The organism is Varibaculum sp. (assembly GCF_008661855.1).
In the GTDB taxonomy this organism is placed as follows: Bacteria; Actinomycetota; Actinomycetes; order Actinomycetales; family Actinomycetaceae; genus Varibaculum; species Varibaculum timonense_A.
Genome location: NZ_RPZY01000060.1, coordinates 1 through 20,795, shown reverse-complemented (window position 1 = coordinate 20,795; position 20,795 = coordinate 1). Strand labels below are relative to the sequence as shown.

Annotated in this window: 19 protein-coding genes; 18 read left to right on the top strand and 1 reads right to left on the bottom strand. The window is 51.7% G+C overall.

Features of this window, described 5'->3' with window-relative positions; all coding sequences use genetic code 11:
- Positions 1-9: 9 nt before the first annotated feature.
- From ahpC to QZT94_RS08465, 6 genes are all read left to right on the top strand, one after another.
- Positions 10-573, top strand: a complete 564-nt coding sequence (ahpC, locus tag QZT94_RS08490; protein WP_072509340.1) for an alkyl hydroperoxide reductase subunit C — start codon at positions 10-12, stop codon at positions 571-573.
- Between the two features lie 2 nt (positions 574-575).
- Positions 576-2,129, top strand: coding sequence for an alkyl hydroperoxide reductase subunit F (gene ahpF / locus QZT94_RS08485; RefSeq protein WP_296761321.1), 1,554 nt, complete (start codon positions 576-578; stop codon positions 2,127-2,129).
- A gap of 210 nt (positions 2,130-2,339) precedes the next feature.
- Positions 2,340-2,708, top strand: coding sequence for a YraN family protein (locus QZT94_RS08480; RefSeq protein ID WP_072509342.1), 369 nt, complete (start codon positions 2,340-2,342; stop codon positions 2,706-2,708).
- Positions 2,709-2,710: 2 nt separating this feature from the next.
- Positions 2,711-4,264, top strand: coding sequence for a YifB family Mg chelatase-like AAA ATPase (locus QZT94_RS08475; RefSeq protein WP_296761323.1), 1,554 nt, complete (start codon positions 2,711-2,713; stop codon positions 4,262-4,264).
- Positions 4,265-4,273: 9 nt separating this feature from the next.
- Positions 4,274-5,443 (top strand): DNA-processing protein DprA, encoded by a 1,170-nt coding sequence (gene dprA, locus QZT94_RS08470; RefSeq protein WP_296761325.1) that lies wholly within the window; start codon positions 4,274-4,276, stop codon positions 5,441-5,443.
- Entirely contained in the window at positions 5,443-6,357 is a 915-nt protein-coding gene (locus tag QZT94_RS08465; RefSeq protein ID WP_296761327.1) for a tyrosine recombinase XerC, read from the top strand. The genes dprA and QZT94_RS08465 overlap by 1 nt, the downstream gene beginning before the upstream one ends.
- Before the next feature lie 132 nt (positions 6,358-6,489).
- Here QZT94_RS08465 and QZT94_RS08460 read toward each other — a convergent pair whose 3' ends face one another.
- A complete protein-coding gene (locus QZT94_RS08460; protein ID WP_296761328.1) occupies positions 6,490-7,038 on the bottom strand; it encodes a peptidoglycan DD-metalloendopeptidase family protein in 549 nt (182 codons plus the stop codon).
- A 461-nt stretch (positions 7,039-7,499) separates the two neighbouring features.
- On the opposite strand from QZT94_RS08460, the gene rpsB reads away from it, so the two are divergent.
- From rpsB to def, 12 genes are all read left to right on the top strand, one after another.
- Positions 7,500-8,402: a 30S ribosomal protein S2 gene (gene rpsB, locus QZT94_RS08455; RefSeq protein WP_296761329.1), complete on the top strand. Its 903-nt coding sequence runs from the start codon at positions 7,500-7,502 to the stop codon at positions 8,400-8,402.
- A gap of 30 nt (positions 8,403-8,432) precedes the next feature.
- A complete protein-coding gene (gene tsf, locus QZT94_RS08450; RefSeq protein ID WP_296761330.1) occupies positions 8,433-9,269 on the top strand; it encodes a translation elongation factor Ts in 837 nt (278 codons plus the stop codon).
- Positions 9,270-9,539: 270 nt separating this feature from the next.
- The gene (pyrH, locus tag QZT94_RS08445; protein WP_072509790.1) at positions 9,540-10,238 is read left to right on the top strand and encodes a UMP kinase; all 699 of its coding nucleotides are present in this window, start codon (positions 9,540-9,542) and stop codon (positions 10,236-10,238) included.
- A 4-nt stretch (positions 10,239-10,242) separates the two neighbouring features.
- On the top strand, positions 10,243-10,800 hold the full coding sequence (frr, locus tag QZT94_RS08440; RefSeq protein WP_072509347.1) for a ribosome recycling factor: 558 nt from the start codon (positions 10,243-10,245) through the stop codon (positions 10,798-10,800).
- Positions 10,801-11,691, top strand: a complete 891-nt coding sequence (locus QZT94_RS08435; protein WP_296761331.1) for a phosphatidate cytidylyltransferase — start codon at positions 10,801-10,803, stop codon at positions 11,689-11,691.
- A gap of 110 nt (positions 11,692-11,801) precedes the next feature.
- Complete coding sequence (rlmN, locus tag QZT94_RS08430; protein ID WP_296761340.1) at positions 11,802-13,007, top strand: 23S rRNA (adenine(2503)-C(2))-methyltransferase RlmN; 1,206 nt, start codon at positions 11,802-11,804, stop codon at positions 13,005-13,007.
- A complete protein-coding gene (locus tag QZT94_RS08425) occupies positions 13,004-13,555 on the top strand; it encodes a DivIVA domain-containing protein (protein ID WP_072509348.1) in 552 nt (183 codons plus the stop codon). The genes rlmN and QZT94_RS08425 overlap by 4 nt, the downstream gene beginning before the upstream one ends.
- Before the next feature lie 51 nt (positions 13,556-13,606).
- A complete protein-coding gene (gene dxr, locus QZT94_RS08420) occupies positions 13,607-14,857 on the top strand; it encodes a 1-deoxy-D-xylulose-5-phosphate reductoisomerase (protein WP_296761333.1) in 1,251 nt (416 codons plus the stop codon).
- Between the two features lie 9 nt (positions 14,858-14,866).
- Entirely contained in the window at positions 14,867-16,156 is a 1,290-nt protein-coding gene (locus QZT94_RS08415) for a site-2 protease family protein (protein ID WP_296761335.1), read from the top strand.
- A 69-nt stretch (positions 16,157-16,225) separates the two neighbouring features.
- Complete coding sequence (gene ispG / locus QZT94_RS08410) at positions 16,226-17,356, top strand: flavodoxin-dependent (E)-4-hydroxy-3-methylbut-2-enyl-diphosphate synthase (protein ID WP_296761342.1); 1,131 nt, start codon at positions 16,226-16,228, stop codon at positions 17,354-17,356.
- A 666-nt stretch (positions 17,357-18,022) separates the two neighbouring features.
- Positions 18,023-19,909 (top strand): proline--tRNA ligase, encoded by a 1,887-nt coding sequence (locus QZT94_RS08405; RefSeq protein ID WP_296773368.1) that lies wholly within the window; start codon positions 18,023-18,025, stop codon positions 19,907-19,909.
- 3 nt (positions 19,910-19,912) lie between these two features.
- Entirely contained in the window at positions 19,913-20,404 is a 492-nt protein-coding gene (def, locus tag QZT94_RS08400; protein WP_296761338.1) for a peptide deformylase, read from the top strand.
- The last annotated feature ends 391 nt before the right edge of the window (positions 20,405-20,795 follow it).

Below are 20,795 nucleotides of genomic sequence, written 5' to 3'. Positions count from 1 at the left end.
AGGCTGGCAGTGTCCAAGATTAATACGGTAGCGCCGGACTGGTCCGGAATAGCTTTCCATAATGATTCTTTTGTAGATGTTTCCAGTGAGGACTATCGCGATAAATGGGCAGTAATGTTCTTTTATCCAGCAGATTTTTCCTATGTATGCCCCACCGAGTTAGAGGATTTAGCCGACAACTATGCGCAGCTACAGCGAATGGGAGTCGAGGTTTATTCGGTTTCAACCGATAAACATCATTCTCACAAAGCCTGGCATGACAGCTCCAAGCGGATTCAAAAAATTTCTTATCCCATGGTTGCCGACCCTACTGGCAAGATTTCGCGCGCCTTTGAAGCCCTAGATGAAGAATCCGGGTGTGCCTATCGCTGTACTTTCCTGATTGATCCCAGTGGCATTATCCAATACGTCGAGACCACTTCAGATGCTGTAGGACGCAGCGCTGGGGAACTGCTGCGAAAAGTGCGGGCAGCGCAGTATATTTACGACCATCCCGACGAGGTCTGCCCCGCAAATTGGGATTTAGGGGAGAGTACCATTACTCCCACTTTTGATTTGTCAGGGAAGCTATAGAAATGTTAGACGAGAAGATTCTGGAACAGGTAAAACAGGTTATCGGGTTGATTAAATACCCGGTAGAGCTGGCTACTTCACTGGACTACAGCGAACAATCTAAGCAAACCTCCGAAATCCTGCACCAGATTGCGGGATTATCGGACTTGATCCAGGTCAAATGGGAAGAAAATCCCCGCAAACCATCCTTTGCTATCCGGCGCGTGGATTCTGATATCAGCGTGCGTTTTGCAGGGGTTCCTTCCGGAACCGAGTTCAACAGTTTCGTCCTCGCATTGTTACAGGTAGGCGGGCATCCGGTCAAAGCAGATGAGGATATTATTGCCGCAATCAAACAGATAGATGAACCCGCCGAGTACACCACCTATGTTTCACTTTCCTGCATGAACTGTCCGGACGTAGTCCAGGCTCTTAACGCCATTTCGATAATCAATCCTGTGGTTAAACACACGGTGGTTGATGGCGGAACTTTCGGAGAGGAATTCGACCACCTACATTTGCAATCCGTACCTACGGTAGTAAAAGACGGGGAAGTCTTTTTACAGGGCAGATCCACTTTGGAACAGGTAGTTACCAAAATCGTGCGGGGAATGACCGGGCTGCGCTTAAAACGCTTGAACGCCCTTGAGCCCTTTGACGTGCTGGTAATCGGGGGCGGACCTGCCGGAGTAGCCGCTGCTGTGTATGCCGCCCGCAAACAGCTACGAGTAGGTATCGTGGCCGACCGTATCGGAGGACAGGTTTTAGAGGGCGGGCAAATCGAAAACCTGATTACCTTAGAGCGCGTAAAACCGGAAGAACTAACCGCGACTTTTGAAGCTAATCTACGCGATTACCCGATTGATCAGATTGGGGGGATTCGCGTAGAAAATATAGGTTCGCGCACGCCCGAGGGCATGATTCCTTTGATGACCGAGGGCGGAGCCCGGCTGCAGGCTAGAACAGTAGTGATTTGTGTAGGCTCTAGTTTCAAGCACCTGGATATTCCCGGTGAAGAAACCTACCTGAACCGGGGGGTTTCATTCTGTCCGCACTGTGATGGTCCCCTATTTACTGATCGTAAAATCGCGGTCATGGGGGGAGGTAACTCGGCGATTGAAGCCGCTATAGACCTGGCCGGTATTGCTCGTGAAGTTACCGTAATTGATATAGCAGACAGTCTAAAAGCCGATAAAGTCCTAGTAGAGCGGCTAAAGGCGCTAGCTAATACCCGCGTTATTCAGTGCGCCAATGCCACTAGAGTTTTAGGCGATGGGCATCGAGTTACCGGTCTAGAATACAAAGACGCTGATGGTCAAGGGCAGATGCTAGAGCTAGACGGCATATTTGTACAGATTGGCTCTACTCCTAACACTGATTGGCTAACCGGAAAACTAGAAATGGAAGACGGCTATATATCGGTGGACAATACTGGCGCTACCTCTATTCCAGGAGTATTTGCGGCAGGCGACTGCACCAATGTTCCCCATAAGCAAATAGTGATTGCCCTCGGGGCGGGAGCTAACGCAGCGCTGGGAGCCTTTGAATACCTGATTCGCAACCCCAAGGACGCCTAGTAGCCTTTTACCGCTGTCCCTATGGGGAGCAGCGGAATTAGCGCGCCCTATTTCACCGGTTCTTGTTTTAATAACTACCGGTACTAGCAGTTTTAATTTAGGGGGTAAATAGCTACGCCCCGCTTGTCCCCAAGGGCAGATAACCCCCGCCTTTCCTTACCTAAGGATAATAAAATTTAGTTTTTCCTAGGTATTCGCCACTCTTAAACCATGAAAACTAAGAACCGCGCCATAGGGGCTGCCGGGGAAGAACTGGCAGCTAGAATGCTTCGCGACTGCGGGTATCAAATCTTAGAACGTAACTGGCGATGCCGCTTCGGGGAACTCGACATTATCTGCCACGACCCCAAATCTTCTCGGTTAGTGTTCGCGGAAGTAAAAACCAGGACTAGCCTCCACTACGGGGGAGCCAAACAGGCAATAGGGCGAGAAAAATATCGCCGCCTGCGAAAACTCGCCAGTATTTGGCTTTTAGAGCACCCAGAAATCAAGGCAAATGGGGGAGTGCGTCTTGATTTGGTAGCAATTGATGCCAGCAGCGGGAAAACACCAGTAATTACTCACTGCCGAGGAATCTGATAATGGCACAAATCGGAACTTGCTTTGCCTTAGGTATGGTGGGGCTAAAAGGTCACCTCATCAAAGTAGAAGCGCACCACACTCAAGGATTACCCGCATTTGCGCTGGTAGGATTACCAGATGCTTCGCTGCGCGAATCTCGCTCGCGAGTAGAAGCTGCGATAGCCTCTACCGGACTACGCTGGGAACCAACCCGGCTAACCGTTAATCTTTCTCCCGCCGAACTGCCAAAAACCGGATCGGGATTCGACCTGCCGATTGCCCTGGCAGTGGTAGCTTCGAGAGTCGCAACGGTACAAAAACAGTGTGAGGGGATGGTTTTTTGCGGAGAACTAGGGTTAGATGGGCGGATATACCGAGTACGAGGAATCTTGCCCCTAGTGCTCGCGGCGCGGCGCGCCGGATTCAAAAAAGTGATGGTAGCCACCGAAGCAGTTCCGGAAGCCTCCCTCATCGAGGGAATCGAAATAGTGGGAGTCTCACACCTGGTAGAAGCGCTTCATTATCTGGGAATGCGGAAAATGAAAGACCGTGTAGAGCAACTAAAAAAGCTGAAAAATACGGTTGCCCCCAGCTCCGTACCAGTTATGCCCGCATCTGAACCCCCCGACCTCCAAGAAGTGAAGGGAGCTTTCTTAGCGCGCAAAGCCCTAGAAATAGCGGCTGCCGGGGGACATCATCTAAGCTTTATCGGGGTTCCCGGAGCTGGCAAAACCATGTTAGCCAGCTGTTTGCCAGGGATTTTACCTCCCCTAGCTGATGAAGATGCCCTAGAAGTTACTTCCATTCATTCCCTCGCCGGGACTTTCACGCCCTCGCAAGGATTAATCCGCCGTCCTCCTTTTATCGCACCCCACCACAGTGCCACCCTCCCGGCATTAATCGGGGGAGGGAGTGGGATAGCCACCCCCGGAGCAATATCTTTAGCCCATCGGGGCGTCCTATTTCTTGATGAAGCCCCCGAGTTTCAAACCCGCAGCCTAGATGCGCTCCGCCAACCGTTAGAAACCTCAAAAATAACCGTACATCGCTCGCGGGCAGTCACCAGTTATCCGGCGGCTTTCCAGCTAGTGATTGCGGCTAATCCCTGTCCTTGTGGAATGTGGGGTCAGTCGGAAGTAGAATGTAAATGCACCCCCTATCAGCGGGTGCGTTATTTAGCTCGTTTATCCGGGCCATTGATGGATCGCATCGATCTGCAATGCCAAGTGGGGCGACCTAAAATCGCAGATTTAACTGCTACGGATACTCCTGAAAGTAGCAGCACCGTTAGGGAGCGAGTGTTGCAAGCACGAGAACGTTCCCGTAAGCGCTGGAAAGATCAGCTCATATCGCTTAATGCGCGAATTCCCAGTCGGATTTTGAAATTTGCGTTAGATTCCGCAACTAAAGATCGTCTCAATCATTTGGTTGGTTCGGGGCGGATTTCTATGCGAGGAGCTGACCGGATTTGCCGAGTTGCTTGGACAATAGCGGACTTAAACGGCAGGGATAAACCTATTGGCGAAGATTTTGGTCTTGCTTATTCGCTTCGCACCTCTAACGGTACTTATTAGGAGATAGCTATGGAAGATAATCGACAATACCGGCTGGCCTGTGCCAGTTGGTCAATGATAACCGAGGCCGGTGACTATGCAGCTGACCTGTTACTTAGGGAACTTGGTCCGGTTGAAGCATTGAAGATTGCGCGGCGCGCCTGTAAAGACTCGTCCCAACGTTGGCACAGTTATTTGCCGGTGGAGCTGCTTCGACGCGTAGGGGCAGACAAATGGAACCAAGCGTTTTCAAAGTGGCAGGCGCGTCTAAAGGTACTTGACTTGTTGGCGCTGGAAAAAATGTTAGCTAGAGGGCGTTTTCAGCTGCTTACGCGGCGTGACAGTAACTGGCCGGTCGGCTTTGAGAATGTCGAGAATGCCCCCTGGGCGCTGTGGGCGATAGGTGATACTACGGTGCTTAATTCCTTGGCAGATAAGGCGGTGGCAATGGTGGGGGCACGTGCCGTGAGCGCCCTGGGGAACGACGTTGCAACCGAACTGGCTTTTCGCTGTGCCAGCGAAGGCATAGTTTTAGTTTCTGGAGGGGCATACGGGGTAGATCGCCTGGTGCATATAGCTTGTCTTAAAGCTGGGACTCCTACAGTTAGTCTGCTAGCCGGAGGTCTTGACCGCCCCTATCCGGCTTCTAACGCAGATTTGTTTAAGCAAATAACCCGTAACGGAGTGTTGCTAAGCCAATATCCACCGGGAGCGCGCCCTACCCGTTGGCGTTTTCTAGATCGCAATCGACTAATCGCGTCTTTATCCGTAGCGACTATAGTTATTCAAGCGGGGGTGCGTTCGGGAGCCCTCAATACTGCGAATCATGCTATTGAACTGGGTAAACAGGTCGGTGCGGTTCCCGGGCCAGTTAATCAAGTTGAATGGACAGGTTCTAACCGTTTGATTCGGCAAGGGGCTACCCTTATCACCAGTGCCGAAGATGTTTTGGAAATGATTTCGCCCCTAGGGGAGGTAGCCGAATCAGAATACCGGGTAAAAACTGGTTATTTGGATGGTTTAGATGCGCTGACTGCCAGAATCTTGGATGCGACTCCGATAAAAAATCATGCAGATGTGGAGGCGATTGCTCGCGCCAGCGGGGTTGCACTCAGCGAAGTAGCAGCAGTGATGGGTAACCTGGAAATGGATGGGCGGGTAATCCAAAAAGCCGGGAAATGGAAAAAGACGGGGGTTTAATGATGCGAGCGGCAAAACGCGAGGAAATACTAGAGGATTATCGCTGTTACCTGCAATATGTAAAGTCTTTTTCTCCGGCCTCGATTAAAGCTTATCTAGCGGATTTACGAGGGTGGCTCGATCATTGCGCTATTGAGGACGGGCAATCTATTATTCCGGCTTGTACTTTGGTGGCTGCCCGGAATTGGTTGGCGCATCTGCGTTCATCCGGGCAATCGCCCACTACTATTGCCCGTAAAATCGCTGCTTTGAGAGCTTTTTCTAAATGGGCAAAGCAAAATCAAATGGTAGAAGCCGATTTCGCGAAGCAACTTCGCACCCCCAAAACCGCAAAAAACCTGCCACATATGTTGTCGGTCTCCCAGGCGCAACAATTGCTCAGCTGGTGTGAAAGTCAAGCAACGAGCGATGCAGTAATGGCGCGCGATTGGGCTATCTTTGAGTTGATTTACGCTACCGGGGCTAGGGTAGGGGAAATATGTTCACTGGTTCCTGAAGATATTGATTTCGAGGTTCGCACCGTTCGCCTCTGGGGTAAAGGCTCTAAAGAACGAGTAGTGCCGTTCAGTGTGCAAGCTGGCAAGGCGCTATCTTTTTACCTAGATAGGGCGCGTTGTGAGCTGCAAAAATCTCCGCTAGCAGATGAGTTGTTCCTGGGTGCTCAGGGGAAAGGCATATCGGAGCGAATTGTGCGTTCACGATTACACCGCGCCTGTACCCTTGCCGGGGTGCCAGATTTAGGTCCGCACGGGCTGCGCCACTCGATGGCTTCCCATATGTTAGAGGGCGGAGCAGACCTGCGAGTAATCCAGGAAATGTTAGGACATTCTGCGCTTTCTACTACTCAGCGTTATACCCATGTAGATGCCAATCGGATTATTGGCGCATATCAAAGGGCTTTCCCTCGCGCCTAGCAGCTGCCAAAACGTCCTCTTTAGTCTAAATAGACAGGTTTGCCGGTTTTTAATCGGCTGCGCTGCGAGATGAACAGGCTAGTCGCATGGTCGGTTTGTGATTGCAAGCGCCCCCTAGAGCCAGCGCTGGATTTAGGAGGTAGGAAGTAAACGGACAGGTCCTAGGATAAGTAGTAGCGGATTTATATAGTGACGGTCATCGATTTTTGCCCCAAAATGTAACCCTGGATGTCCCGCTTGCAAAATCCCAATCTTTTGACCAGCGCTAACCGGGCTCCCTACGGTTAAATCACTTTTCACCGGGGTGTAGGTAGTGCGAATCAGTGCTGAATGCTTAATCGAGATAGCGGGAGTGCCCGCTATGGTTCCCACAAAAAATACGGTTCCCGCCTGCATACTATAAACCTCGCTGCCGGTCGGAATATCCAAATCAACTCCCCGGTGTCCGCTACCCCAAGGAGAAGATGGCGGGTTAAAAGGACGAGAAACTCTAACCGGAGGCCCACTAGGCCACTGGTATCGTCCTATTTCCCCCGAAAGCTCCGCTAATGTTACTGTTTGCCCAAAGTAGGCGGTGGAGCTATTCTGGGCAGAACTTGGGGCAGAGCCGGTAGCAGCCACTAAGAGCGTTGCCGTCAAAGCCGCAAATAAGGCGGTGAATACGGGTCGGGACTTATTCATAGCTCCAAGATGGTTCTTTGCTAGGTGCTAATGCTGTTTTCCTATAACTAGGTGAGGAAAGCAGGGATTTATCGGCTCTTGGGGACAGCTTCGCCAGCTTAGAGGTTTTCAAAATTTCCAGCAGATACTCCGATAACCTGGCTAGGTAGTGTCGGCGAGCTCCTAACTGTCAGCAGATTAACACTGTTCAATCAGCTATTAGCTTGGGGTATTCTCGTATTTCCCGCTAAGCTAGCTCTTAGCACCTGGCTTGCCAGGTGACTTCGCGTACGACTACCAGCCCAGCTGGGTCGTGCTAGCTTCGGTCCTGTTTTCCGGGCAGCAGCCCTGGGGAAAACTCCTCAGAACTGCTTCTACCAGTAAATAGGTGTTAGCAGACGTCGTGCCAGGAACCGAATAGAAACCGTAAGCGGGGCTTGTAGCCCCAAAATGTGTGCGCCCTAGCGCACTGAAAGGAAGTCATGGCGGTAGTAACCATGTCTGAGCTGCTGAAAAGCGGCGTTCACTTTGGACATCAAACTCGCCGTTGGAATCCCAAGATGAAGCCCTTCATCTTGGCTGATCGCAACGGTATTTATGTAATTGATTTGGCGCAATCCCTGGATGGCATTAACCGCGCCTATGATTTTGTGCGCCAGACGGTGCTGCGCGGGGGAAATGTCCTGTTCGTAGGCACCAAGAAACAAGCACAAGATTCCATCGCTGAGCAGGCTGAACGGGTAGGGATGCCCTATGTTAATCAGCGCTGGCTAGGCGGTATGCTAACCAACTTTGGGACTGTGCACAAGCGCTTACAGCGTCTAAAAGAACTCGAACAAATCGACTTCGATGATGTAGCCGGTTCTGGACGCACCAAGAAAGAACTATTAATGATGCGCCGCGAGAAAGATAAACTCGCCCGCACCCTGGGGGGTATTCGTGATATGGCACGTATTCCCTCTGCAATCTGGGTAGTAGATACCAACAAGGAACACTTGGCGGTAGCGGAAGCCAGCAAGCTAAATATTCCAGTGGTAGCTATTTTGGACACCAACTGCGATCCCGACGAGGTCGAATTCGGGATTCCCGGCAATGATGACGCTATCCGCTCGGTAGCCTTGCTAACCCGGATTATCGCTGACGCCTGCGCCGATGGACTGATTGCCCGTTCGCAAAAAGCTGCTGGCAAGAAAGATAGCGACGAAGAAGCAGCCCCCTCGGAAGAACCCCTAGCTGATTGGGAACGCGAACTCCTAGAAGGAAATAGCGAGGGCGAAGCTAAAGCAGAAAAAGACGAAGAGGACGCTAAAGAAGCATCTGCTGACGAGAACAGCAAAGATGCAGAAGCTGAAGCAGCTACCGGCGAAACTGAAAAGTCTGAATAGTTCCACGGACGCTAACGAGAGGAAAAACTTATGGCTATTTCCATGCAAGACATTAAAGAGCTGCGCGAACTAACTGGCGCAGGTCTAATGGAAGTAAAGAAAGCATTAGAGGCAGCAAACGGCGATAAAGATGAAGCAGTAAAAGCAATTCGCCTGGCTGGAAAGAAATCTTTAGCAAAGCGCGAGGATCGCTCTACCGCTAATGGTTTGGTAATGGCAAAAGTCGTCGATACCGACCAGGGTCAAGCTGGTGTAATGCTAGAAATGAACTCCGAGACTGACTTTGTTGGCAAGTCTCCCAAGTTCGTAGCCGCTGCCGAGGAAATCTTGCAAGCACTGGTAGACAGTGCAGTCAGCACCCGCGAGGAACTGCTGGAAGCAAAATGTGGCGAAGGAACCGTTCAGGACAAAGTCGAAGAAATCGGCGCCCTGTTCTCTGAACACATTGTTCTGGGTAAAGTCACTCGGGTAGAGGGCGAAGCGGTTACCAGCTACCTGCACTACTCCTCGGCAGATTTGCCCGCACAGGTTGGGGTACTGGTAGCCACCGATAAAGCAGGCGAAGAAGTAGCTCACGATATCGCCTTGCATGTTGCTGCCTACAGCCCGCGTTTCATCGACCGTGAGGAAGTTCCCCAGGAAGAACTGGATAAGGAACGCGAAACTTTGCGGGAAATGACCATCAAAGAAGGTAAACCCGAGAAAATCGTGGACAAGATTGTCGAAGGTCGGATGGGTTCTTTCTACAAGGACAACTGCCTACTAGATCAGGATTTCGCAAAAGATCCCAAGCAAACAGTGGGACAGATTGTGAAAGCGGCTGGCGGTAAAGTTACTGCTTTTGCCCGTTTCCACGTTGGTTCTTAAGTAAAATAAGTTGTGGCCTCAGGAAATCCTGAGGCCACAACTCTATATGCAACCAGATTAAACCCGGTGATGAGGGCGCAAATTTAGCACACAGCTCCCGGGAGTTAATTCTTTAGAAAACATAAAAAACAGGGCGTATTCGGACTTAAGCTGTCCTAGCGATTAGTGTTCGGGTTAAGGTAGTAACAGGCGCAAGAGTGCGCATTCGGACAGCAATAACGTAAAGGGGATACTTTGAATCAGGAAGTCGTAAGTTCTCAGCGCAGAGTAATGCTGAAGCTGTCCGGGGAAGTCTTTGGTGGCGGTCAAGTTGGCATGGATCTCGATGTCATCAACTCGGTAGCTCACCAGATTGGTGCAGCGGTAGCCAAAGGAGTTCAGGTCGCAGTGGTAGTGGGGGGCGGAAATTTTTTCCGGGGCGCTGAATTATCCCAGCGTGGCCTCGATAGGGCACGCGCCGACTATATGGGAATGCTGGGAACGGTAATGAACTCTCTCGCTCTGCAAGACTTACTAGAACAAGCCGGGGTCACCACCAGGGTACAAACCGCTATTACTATGGGGCAGATTGCCGAACCCTATATTCCCTTAAAAGCGGTACGGCATATGGAGAAAGGACGGGTAGTAATCTTCGGAGCCGGATCGGGACTACCGTTTTTCTCCACCGACACCGTTAGTGCTCAGCGCGCCCTCGAAACCCACTGCCAAGAATTACTGGTCGGTAAAAACGGGGTAGACGGAGTATATAGCGCCGACCCGAAAAAAGACCCCACCGCCACGAAATATGACCGCCTCACCTATCAAGAAGCCCTGCAAAAAGGGCTGAAAGTTATGGACGCTACCGCATTTAGTCTGTGCATGGATAACGGACTCGATACCCGCGTTTTTGGAATGTCTGAGCCTGGCAACGTTACTTCAGCGCTGCTAGGTGAGACAATCGGTACATTAGTTTCTGCTGACAAGGAGTAACCAAGTGATTGACGATATTCTGCTCGAAGCTGAGGAGAAGATGGAAAAAGCCATCGAGTTTTCCCGCGAAGAATTCACTGCGATTCGCACCGGGCGAGCTAACGCCGCCATGTTTAACCCGATTACTGTGGAATACTATGGAGCGCCAACTCCTTTGCAGCAGCTGGCAACCATTTCTATCCCCGAGCCACGCACCGTGCTGATTTCCCCCTACGACAAGTCCTCCACTAATGATGTCATCAAGGCAGTTCGGGACAGCGACCTGGGAGTAAACCCCACTGACGAGGGCAACCATATTCGGGTAACCTTACCGGAACTAACCGAGGAACGCCGTCGCGACTACGTAAAACTAGCGGGACAAAAAGCCGAGGAAGGACGGGTATCTATTCGCGGTATCCGCCGTAAAGCCATGGATCAGCTAGAGAAGTTGAAAAAGGATGGCGAAGCTGGCGAGGACGAGGTAACGCGCGCCGAAAAAGAAATAGAATCTTTGACAAAGAAGCAGGTAGAAACGATGGATAAACTACTTGCGGCCAAAGAAAAAGAACTAATGGAGATTTAGTTGAATAATCGCGCCCGCGCTTTCCGCGAGGGAGCTGCGCAATCAATATCGCCAGAGCCTACCAAAGAGCAGAGCGCTAATCCCAAGAAATCCCGGGCAGGACGCAACCTGCCAGCCTCAATAGCAGTCGGGGTAGGATTAGGCGGCTTAGCCTTGACATTATTACTGGCTCCTACCGTATTTTTCTTAGGGTTCGCCATGATTGTGGCAATTATGGCCGAATACGAAATGGCAGGAGCCTTAGCTCGAATAAAAATAAAACTTTGTCTACCTCCCTTGCTGGTAGGCACGGTGGGGATGCTCCTATGCGCCTATCTGCTAGGTCCGGAAGGGCTGTGGGCAGCAGTGCTCGCCACCATGATTGCCTGTGCAATTTGGCGGCTTAGTGTAGGGCCATCGAAGTTTGCGACCCGCGACCTGCTGGCTACTTGCTTTGTGGCTATCTACCTGCCATTCTTAGCCTCATTCGTGATTGTGATGCTCCATAATCCTCATCATCCGGCACCGATTATCCTCTGGATTGTAATCACCATATGTAATGACATTGGGGGATATGCTGCCGGGGTGCTAAAAGGAAAACACCCGATGGCACCAGCAGTTTCTCCCGCCAAATCTTGGGAAGGATTCGCCGGGTCAGTGCTAATGTGTACGGTCGCAGCGGCAATCGGGGTTTGGCTAACCTCCACCCAGTTATGGGTAATCCCGGTGTTAGGGCTATTAACCCCGGTAATTGCTACCTGTGGCGACCTAGGGGAGTCCCTAATTAAACGAGATTTAAAGCTTAAAGATATGGGCAGTTTACTGCCGGGGCATGGCGGAGTTATGGATCGGTTAGATTCGCTGCTACTGACGGTGCCGTTGTTCTTCGTGGTTTCGCTTTTTATATTTTAGGTACGGCAAAAATGGTCAGGGAAAGCAACCCAAGAAAAAACGGGAAGACAGAGATATTAAGGACGCCTCCTCGTCCTCAGCAAACAAACAAAACCGATGATCAACAGCTGATGCGCCAGGCTCGCCCCAAATACGACCCCCGCCAGGTGATGCCCACTGACCAACCTCCAGAGGGTGCTACCAGCAGTGATGCCCGTCCAGTGTTGCGTTTTCAAGCCATTAGACGCACTAAACCTACAGATCATTTAGCTGACTTCGATTTGGCTGGTCGCAAAAAATTCTTAAAAAATAACGGTTTTGCGCCCTTTAGAGCCGACCAGCTTTCCCGCCACTACTTCACCCATCTAACTACCGATTACGCCCAAATGACAGATTTACCGGCTTTAGGGCGCGAAAAACTGACCGAACTGGCTTTCCCGCCGTTAATCGAACCCGTTTTGGTGCGTAGCGGTGATAACGGGATGACCCGCAAATACCTGTGGCGACTATTTGATGGCGCCGAAGTAGAGTCAGTGTTAATGCGTTATCCTTCCCGGGCTACCTTGTGTATTTCTTGCGAAGTCGGATGCGGAATGGCTTGCCCATTTTGTGCCACCGGGCAAATGGGGCTGACCCGCAACCTTTCAACCGCTGAAATCGTAGAACAGGTGCGCCTAGCCCGTAAAGCCTGTGAAGAGGGTGAACTGGGCGGCAGTAGCTGCCGACTCAGCAATGTGGTGTTCATGGGAATGGGAGAGCCCATGGTGAACTATCGCGCAGTGCTGGGTGCGGTTCGTCGCCTGATTGCCAATCCCCCAGAAGGATTCGGGATGTCCGCGCGGGGAATCACGGTTTCAACTGTGGGGTTAGTGCCGGGAATCAAAAAACTGACAGAAGAAAAAATTCCGCTCACCCTGGCGATTTCCCTGCACGCTCCCGATGATGAGCTGCGTGATGAGCTGATTCCTTTAAATTCTCGATTCAAGGTCAGCGAATTGCTGGATGCTGCCTACCAGTATTTTCAAGCCACCGGTAGGCGAGTATCTATTGAATATGCTTTGATAAAGAACATGAACGACCAGGCATGGAGGGCGGAACTACTCGCAGATTTACTGAATGCGCGCGGGCAGGGCTGGGCACATGTGAACCCGATTCCGTTAAATCCCACCCCCGGATCGATCTGGACGGCGAGTGAATCCCACGCCCAAGCAGAATTTGTGGATACTCTGGAACGTAAAGGTATAACTACCACTATCCGTGATACTCGGGGACAAGATATTGACGGAGCATGTGGTCAATTGGCAACTAAATCTCGGAAGGAGAGAACTGGCAAGTGAGCGAGAACAACTTTCCTAGAGCCGGTTTTTTTACGCGCGGATACGACCCCTCCCAGGTGGACGAGTTTTTTACCGATGCTCGCAAAGCCTACGAAGGGGGGATACCCGCCGAAGAGTTTTCGGCAGAACAAGTACGGGGCGCTCACTTTGACCTGGTGCGTCGCGGTTATCAAACTAGCGCTGTAGATCAGGCAATGGATCGGCTGGAAGCGGCATTTATCCGCCGTGACCGGGCAGATAATGTGGCAGTTAATGGCTCCCAGGCTTGGATGGAACGGGTAGCCCAACGAGCCACTACCCTCTACCCTCGGATGCTTCGCCCCGAGGGTAAACGTTTTGCGCACCCACAAGGTAAAGGCTATGACGCTGCCCAGGTAGATGCTCTCCTCGATCGGTTAGCGAAATATTTTGATTCCGATGAGGGGATTACTTCCAGCGAGATTCGCAACGCCACTTTCAAGAGCGCAAAGGACGAGAAAGCCTATAAAGAGGGCGTAGTAGACGCTTATCTGTCGCGGGCGGTAGAAGTACTGCTAGCGGTAGAGTAGCCGCATTTAATCAGGTAGCGGTTAATAGTTTTCTGGTAATAGGGAGGCTCCTTGCGCGAGGTTTTCATATTAGGCTCTACCGGTTCTATCGGTACCCAAGCTCTGGAAGTAATCGCTAATAATCCGGGGCGGTTTTGCCTTAGAGGGCTGAGCGCCGGTGGAGCTAACCTTGCTTTACTGGCGCGTCAAGCTGCCCGTTTCCGCCCCGATACCATAGCTATATGCGCAGATAAAGGTAAAGAGTTTGCCAGCATCCTCACCCAACTACTAGCTAATGAGGACGAGGAAGAAACGTCCCCGTTAGCAGTTACAGCAGGTAAATACCGACCGGAGATATTAACCGGAGAAAAAGCCAGCTCCCAGCTCGCTGCTCAAGCCTCCTGCGATTCAGTGGTGCTTAACGGCATTACCGGAGGAGTAGGTTTAGAGCCAACTTTGGCAGCTCTAGAAAGTGGCGCCACCTTAGCGTTAGCGAACAAGGAATCCCTGATAGTAGGGGGAGTCTTGGTTAAAGCTGCCTGTCAGCGCCCTGGTCAAATCGTGCCGGTAGATTCTGAACATTCGGCGATTGCCCAAGCCTTAGCTTCCGGTATTCACCATAAGGGGCTAACCAGTGTAAACCAGGATGGACGCAGTGAAGTTAGCCAGATTATCCTCACCGCCTCCGGCGGGCCGTTTCGGGGTAAAAAACGCGCTGATTTAGCAGAAGTAAACGCGCAGCAAGCACTTAATCACCCTACCTGGTCGATGGGACCGGTGGTGACTATTAACTCATCCACCCTGGTAAATAAGGGTTTGGAACTGATAGAAGCTCACCTTTTGTTTGACGTTGCCCCCGAAAGTATTGTGCCGGTGATACACCCGCAATCTATCGTTCATTCCGGGGTAACCTGGCGTGACGGTGCGACAGTTTTACAGGCTTCCCCGCCCGATATGCGACTTCCGATTGCTCTAGGTCTTGACTGGCCGACCCGCTTGGATAACACGGTACCCCCCCTGGATTTCGCTGTGACCCAGCAGTGGCAATTCGAACCGGTAGACCACGAAACCTTCCCGGCGATAAAACTTGCCCGGCAAGCAGTAGCAGCCTCGTCCTCCCACCCGGCGGTTTATAACGCCGCCAATGAAGTATTCGTCGATGCCTTCCTACAAGGACACCTACCCTACCTGCAAATAGTGGATTCTCTAGCGCAAGTATTGTCCGAACATATCGGGGTAGATAATCCAGATTTAGGACAAATTATGACTGCGCAAACCTGGGCGAAAACCAAGGCTCAGGAAATTGTCATGAACGCTAGGTAGGCTATCCCCATGGCATTTATACTTGGCGTACTAATCGTGGTTATCGGGCTAATCATCTCTATCGGTCTACATGAATGCGGACATTTACTGCCCGCAAAGAAATTCGGGGCATTAGTACCCCAGTTCATGATTGGTTTCGGTCCCACCCTGTTCTCGCGCAAACGCGGGGAAACCGAATACGGAGTGAAAGCGATTCTCCTAGGAGGATACTGCAAAATCCTGGGAATGTATGGTCCAGGAAACCTTGACCAGGTGGGATATAAACTTGACGGAAAAAAGCTTACGGTACGTCAGGCGCGCGCCCTAGAACCCGACCAGGCCGATAAACTGGTTCCCACCTGGTCGCAAGAAGCCCGAGACGCCTCACTAGCAGAAATACCTACCGAGAAACGTTCCCGCGCATTTTATAACCTGCCGGTTTCCAGGCGCCTAGTAGTCATGTTCGGTGGGCCGGTAATGAACCTGTTTCTATCGTTCGTGCTGATGGCGATTGCGATGCTGGGAATCGGAATCGCCACCCCCACCACCACCGTAGACAAAGCTGTCTGCCTAAAAGCCGGTCAAGTAGTAGATTGCTCCCAAGCCGGCGCGCAGCCCGCTCCCGCAGCGAAAGCCGGAATAAAACCCGGTGACGTCCTCGTCTCCTGGAATGGAAAAAAGATAAATACCTGGGACGATTTACGCCAATATGCAAGCCAAACTCACGGTGAAGCCACCGTTAAGGTTCGTCGCAACGGACAGACGCTCAATTTTCAGCTCAGCCAAGTAGACGGGAAAGCAGGGCTCTACTCCAAAACTGAACGCGCCAGCACCGGGATAGCCACCTACGGGAAAACCATGTGGCAGCTGTTCTACCAAACCGGAGCGGTAGTATTAAAACTGCCGGTAGCAGTGTGGAACGTGGGGATATCGGTATTCACCGACACTCCTCGCGATAGCGCCGGAATCATGTCTGTTCTGGGAGTAGGCAGAATCGCAGGAGAAATCGGATCTGCGCCCTCAACCCAGGTAACCCTGGCAGATCGCGCCGGAGGGTTGCTTTCCCTGTTAGCTTCCCTAAATATGGCACTATTCGTGTTTAATCTGATTCCGCTACCTCCTCTAGATGGTGGTCATATTGCCGGTGCTTGTTGGCAAGGAATCAAAAACACCTATGCGAGACTCCGTTCTCGCCCTGCCCCCGGTCCGATTGATGCCGCGAAAGCCGTTCCCTTAACCTATCTGGTAGCAGGGCTGCTAATCGCTATGACCGTGCTGCTTATGGTGGCAGACGTTACTGACCCGATTCGCTTACCGTAACCGACCGGTTTAGAACTAGGGTTTACGCCCCGAGCGCGTAATAATAGAAACGTGAGTGTTGAACTAGGAATGCCGGAAGTAAAGCCCGCGGGTTTCCCGCGAAAAAAAACTCGCAAGATTCGTTGCGGAAACGTAGAAATTGGGGGAGATGCCCCGATTAGCGTACAGTCCATGTGCACCACCAAAACCACCGATATTGGTGCCACCTTGCAGCAAATAGCGGCTCTAACCGCAGCCGGGTGCGATATTGTGCGGGTAGCCTGCCCCAGCGCTGATGATGCGGAGGCTCTGCCGGTAATCGCCCAAAAATCTACTATTCCAGTAGTCGCCGACATTCATTTCCAGCCCAAATATGTGTTCGCCGCGATTGAAGGCGGGTGCGCTGGGGTACGGGTTAATCCCGGAAATATCCGTAAATTCGATGACCAGGTAGAAGAAATCACCAAATGCGCCCGTAAACACGGCACCGCCCTGCGGATTGGGATAAACGCCGGTTCCCTCGATCCACGAGTAATGGCGCGCCACGGGAAAGCCACCCCGGAGGCTTTGGCAGAATCCGCGGTTAATGAGGCACGCCTGTTCGAGCAATACGATTTTCACGACTTCGCAATCTCGGTTAAACACCACGACCCGGTAACTATGATTCGCGCCTACGAATTGCTTAGTGAAATGGGGGATTGGCCGCTGCACCTGGGGGTAACCGAGGCCGGTCCGGCTTTCCAAGGAACTATCAAATCGGCTACTGCTTTCGGGGCACTGCTGCGTCAAGGTATCGGGGATACTATCCGAGTGTCGCTATCTGCTGATCCGGTGGAAGAAATAAAAGTCGGCATTGAAATCCTGCAATCGATGGGGCTAAAAGAACGCACCCTAGAGATTGTTTCCTGCCCGTCTTGCGGGCGCGCCCAAGTTGATGTTTACAAGTTGGCAAACGCCGTTACTGATGCCCTAAAAGACGAAATTAAAGTGCCGCTGCGAGTAGCGGTAATGGGGTGCGTTGTAAACGGGCCTGGCGAGGCGCGCGAGGCCGACTTGGGTGTAGCCAGCGGTAACGGCAAAGGCAAGATCTTTATCAAAGGCAAAGTGATCAAGACGGTTCCCGAGGAGGAAATCGTGCCTACCTTGATTGCGGAGGCGCACCGCCAAGCTGAGCTACTAGGTCTAGAAGAAGGCTCCGGCGAGGTTGAGGTAACCGTCTAGTTTCGTTAGGCAGGAGTGGGAAAAGCGCTCGGGGGACCCCGGTGAGCCTTGCAAAAAAAGACAAGGGCGTGTTTGGAACTTTCTAATTGGGAACGTATCCGATTCTGAAGGTAATGGTTAATAGCGTGTCCCCTCTCGCATCTTTTCCCACTCCTGCGTAAAAAATCTAAGAGCCTAGTAGCGCGCGTGAGTAGATTTTGCCTCGCGCCCCGAAATCCGGAAAATGCTTTGGCATTTTCACGGATTTAGTGCCTTATGAATTACAGATTTTTAGATTTGTTACCGGGTATCCGATTTAGGGAGCCTTGGTGGCTAGGGTGTCTACCCTTCGGCATAAATCCACTCACGCGCTTAACCCAGCTGCCTTTTTATATTGTTCTTCCGTGACGCTTCTTGCAGGAAGATAGTGTCTTGCAAAATCTTCAGCGGCGCTGAAAGTGGTCATAAGGTTGGTTTCTATCACCGTAACCCCGAGCGCGAGAGAGAAGTTTTATCCGAGTCGGCTAGGCGGGCGTAAAACTCGCAACTGCCCGTGGGCAGTTGCGAGTTTTTGGGCAGGAGGAAAAACTTCTCTCTCGCGCGGACTTATCTCAGAGAACATTTACAAGATTCCTGCGAGGCGGGCGCGGTTTAGGTTCCTATGCATCATCTACTAAACTGGCGAACGTGGCTTACAATATGTCTAAATATTTTGTTAGAACTCTGCGGGAAGACCCGGTCGATGCCGAAGTGGATTCCCATAAACTACTGGTACGCGCCGGTTATATTCGCCGCGCCGCACCCGGGATTTACACCTGGACCCCGCTAGGGCTACGCACCATTCGGCGCGTAGAGCAGGTAGTACGCGAAGAAATGGATCGGATTGGCGCACTCGAAGTGTCTTTCCCCGGTTTATTACCGCGCGAACCCTATGAAGCAACTAACCGCTGGGAAGAGTTCGGCTCGTCCTTATTCAAGCTGCAAGATCGTAAAGGTGGCGACTATCTGTTAGCTCCCACTCACGAAGAAATGTTCACCCTGCTGGTCAAAGACTTTTATTCTTCCTATAAAGACCTGCCAGTCGTCCTCTACCAGATAAAAGAAAAATACCGAGACGAAGCACGTCCTCGGGCAGGACTAATCCGCGGGCGCGAATTCATTATGAAAGACGCCTATTCATTCGCCCTCACCGCCGAGGGATTAGAAGAATCCTATCAAGCTCAACGCCGCGCCTATCAGCGTATTTATTCTCGTCTCGGGTTGCAATACGTTATTTGCTCCGCAATGGCGGGGGCTATGGGAGGCTCGCGCTCCGAAGAGTTCATCTTCCCCTGTGCCATTGGGGAAGATACTTTCGTACGCTCCGAGGGCGGCTATGCAGCCAATGTGGAGGCAGTAACCACAATTCCCCCGGAGCCGAAAGATTATTCGCTACTTCCCGCCGCGATTGAGCGTGAAACTCCGGGTGCGCACACCATAGAGGAAATAGTTGCCTATTCAAATCAGCATTTCCCGCGCGAAGATGGCAGGGAGTGGACTAAAGCAGATACTTTGAAAGCCTTCATGGTGACCGCTACTTATCCCGATGCTAAACGGGAAGTTCTACTGCTCGCAGTACCTGGTGATCGTGAAATCGATATGAAACGGCTAGAGGCTTCCCTAGGGGCAGAAGTCGAGATGGCCAGCGAAGCAGATTTGGCGCCCTATCCGAGCATTGTTCCCGGATTTACCGGTCCTACCTGCGCCGGTCCAGACCATCCAGACCGAAAAATTGACGAGGACGGAAATATCTCTGGCAGTCCCCGCTGCCTGCTAGATCCGAGAATCGTTGAAGGAACCGAATGGATTGCGGGTGCTGGAAAAGAGGATACCCATATTTATCATTTGGTAGCCGGTAGAGACTTCCGCGCTGACGGGTTTGTCGAGGCAGCTGAAGTGCGTGATGGAGATTTAGCTCCTGACGGCTCAGGGCAGTTACAAACTGCGCGTGGGATTGAAATCGGGCATATCTTTGCTCTAGGAACCAAATATGCGAAAGCCCTAGGACTGAACGTGCTAGATGAAAATGGGAAATCCCAGGTAGTTACGATGGGTTCCTACGGTATTGGGGTTTCCCGCGTAATGGCCGCTATCGCGGAAGAATACCATGACGAGGTCGGGCTGAAATGGCCAACCAATGTGGCTCCTTTCCAAGCCCATGTTTTGGTTACCGGCAAAGACGAAGAACTATTTGTCGCCGCAAAAACCCTAGGAGATGAGCTCACGGCAGCCGGTATTGATACTTTAATTGATGACCGCAAGCGGGTTTCTGCCGGGGTAAAGTTCAAAGATGCGGAACTACTAGGAATGCCCTGGCTAATAGTGGTAGGACGAGGGTTAAAATCCGGGAATGTGGAAGTGCGTTGCCGCGCCGATGGTACTCGAGAAGAAATCCCATTAGATCAGGCAGTAGAGTTTGTGAGTGCCAAAGTGCGCTCCGATTTAGAGGACGCATTTGCGCGGGCAGAAAAAGTAGTGCCCGCTTCGCTCGCGGCAACCGGCAGCCTTGTAAACAATGGAAACCAGGAGGAATAAATCGTGGCATTTCGAGACATTAGGGTTATCGGTGACCCGGTTTTGCGTACCCCTTGTGAGCCGATAACGGAAATAGATGAACGAGTGAAACAACTGGTAGAAGATTTATTAGAGACTGTTGATGCCGATGGGCGTGCCGGTCTAGCGGCCAACCAAATTGGGGTAGGGCTGCGCGCTTTTTCTTGGAACATCGATGGGGATGTGGACTACATTCTTAATCCCCGTCTGGTAGAGGTTTCAAAGGACGAATATCAAGACGGCGACGAGGGTTGCCTGTCGGTTCCCGGCTTGTTTTTCCCCTGCCAGCGTGCCTGGTATGCCCGCGCCGAAGGGATTGACCTTGATGGCAAGCCGAAAGTGGTCGAGGGGGAAGAACTAATGGGACGTTGTATCCAGCATGAATGTGACCATCTTGATGGTCATCTCTATCTTGATCGCCTGGATCGACTCACCCGTCGGAAAGCCTTTAAAGCAATCCGCGAAAAGGGTCTGTAGCTGAGCCTGGGCGCGCGAGGACAAACCCAGTCCTCGCGCGTCTACCCAAGTCCCTCTCGCAGCTTTCCCCGACCTCGACCTGTGCTATGAGTCTGATGGATGTGGGTGCGGGGGCGGTTTTTGCCTCGCGCCCCGAAATCCGTGAAAAGTGCTTTGCATTTTCACGGATTTAACGCCTTAAGATTTACAGAATTTTAGATTTATTACCAGGCATCCGATTCTAGGGGATCTGGTGTCTACCCCTCGGCATAAAACCGCTCTCCGCACTTCCTGTACTTACTCTCGTATCTTTTACCGGCCGTCGCCCTTGATGTTCCGACGGTCTACCCTTCGGAATAAAACCGCCCCCCGCATCTACCTGGATGAAACTTTACCCCTGATTTTCCTGTCT

What these genes read in the sequence shown, in the direction of transcription:
- dprA (WP_296761325.1), top strand. Translation starts at nt 4,274, where the DNA reads ATGGAAGATAATCGACAATACCGGCTGGCCTGTGCCAGTTGGTCAATG.
- QZT94_RS08465 (WP_296761327.1), top strand. Translation starts at nt 5,443, where the DNA reads ATGATGCGAGCGGCAAAACGCGAGGAAATACTAGAGGATTATCGCTGT.
- rlmN (WP_296761340.1), top strand. Translation starts at nt 11,802, where the DNA reads ATGCGCCAGGCTCGCCCCAAATACGACCCCCGCCAGGTGATGCCCACT.
- tsf (WP_296761330.1), top strand. Translation starts at nt 8,433, where the DNA reads ATGGCTATTTCCATGCAAGACATTAAAGAGCTGCGCGAACTAACTGGC.
- QZT94_RS08415 (WP_296761335.1), top strand. Translation starts at nt 14,867, where the DNA reads ATGGCATTTATACTTGGCGTACTAATCGTGGTTATCGGGCTAATCATC.
- ahpF (WP_296761321.1), top strand. Translation starts at nt 576, where the DNA reads ATGTTAGACGAGAAGATTCTGGAACAGGTAAAACAGGTTATCGGGTTG.
- QZT94_RS08475 (WP_296761323.1), top strand. Translation starts at nt 2,711, where the DNA reads ATGGCACAAATCGGAACTTGCTTTGCCTTAGGTATGGTGGGGCTAAAA.
- pyrH (WP_072509790.1), top strand. Translation starts at nt 9,540, where the DNA reads ATGCTGAAGCTGTCCGGGGAAGTCTTTGGTGGCGGTCAAGTTGGCATG.
- QZT94_RS08460 (WP_296761328.1), bottom strand. Translation starts at nt 7,038, where the DNA reads ATGAATAAGTCCCGACCCGTATTCACCGCCTTATTTGCGGCTTTGACG.
- rpsB (WP_296761329.1), top strand. Translation starts at nt 7,500, where the DNA reads ATGGCGGTAGTAACCATGTCTGAGCTGCTGAAAAGCGGCGTTCACTTT.
- ispG (WP_296761342.1), top strand. Translation starts at nt 16,226, where the DNA reads ATGCCGGAAGTAAAGCCCGCGGGTTTCCCGCGAAAAAAAACTCGCAAG.
- QZT94_RS08480 (WP_072509342.1), top strand. Translation starts at nt 2,340, where the DNA reads ATGAAAACTAAGAACCGCGCCATAGGGGCTGCCGGGGAAGAACTGGCA.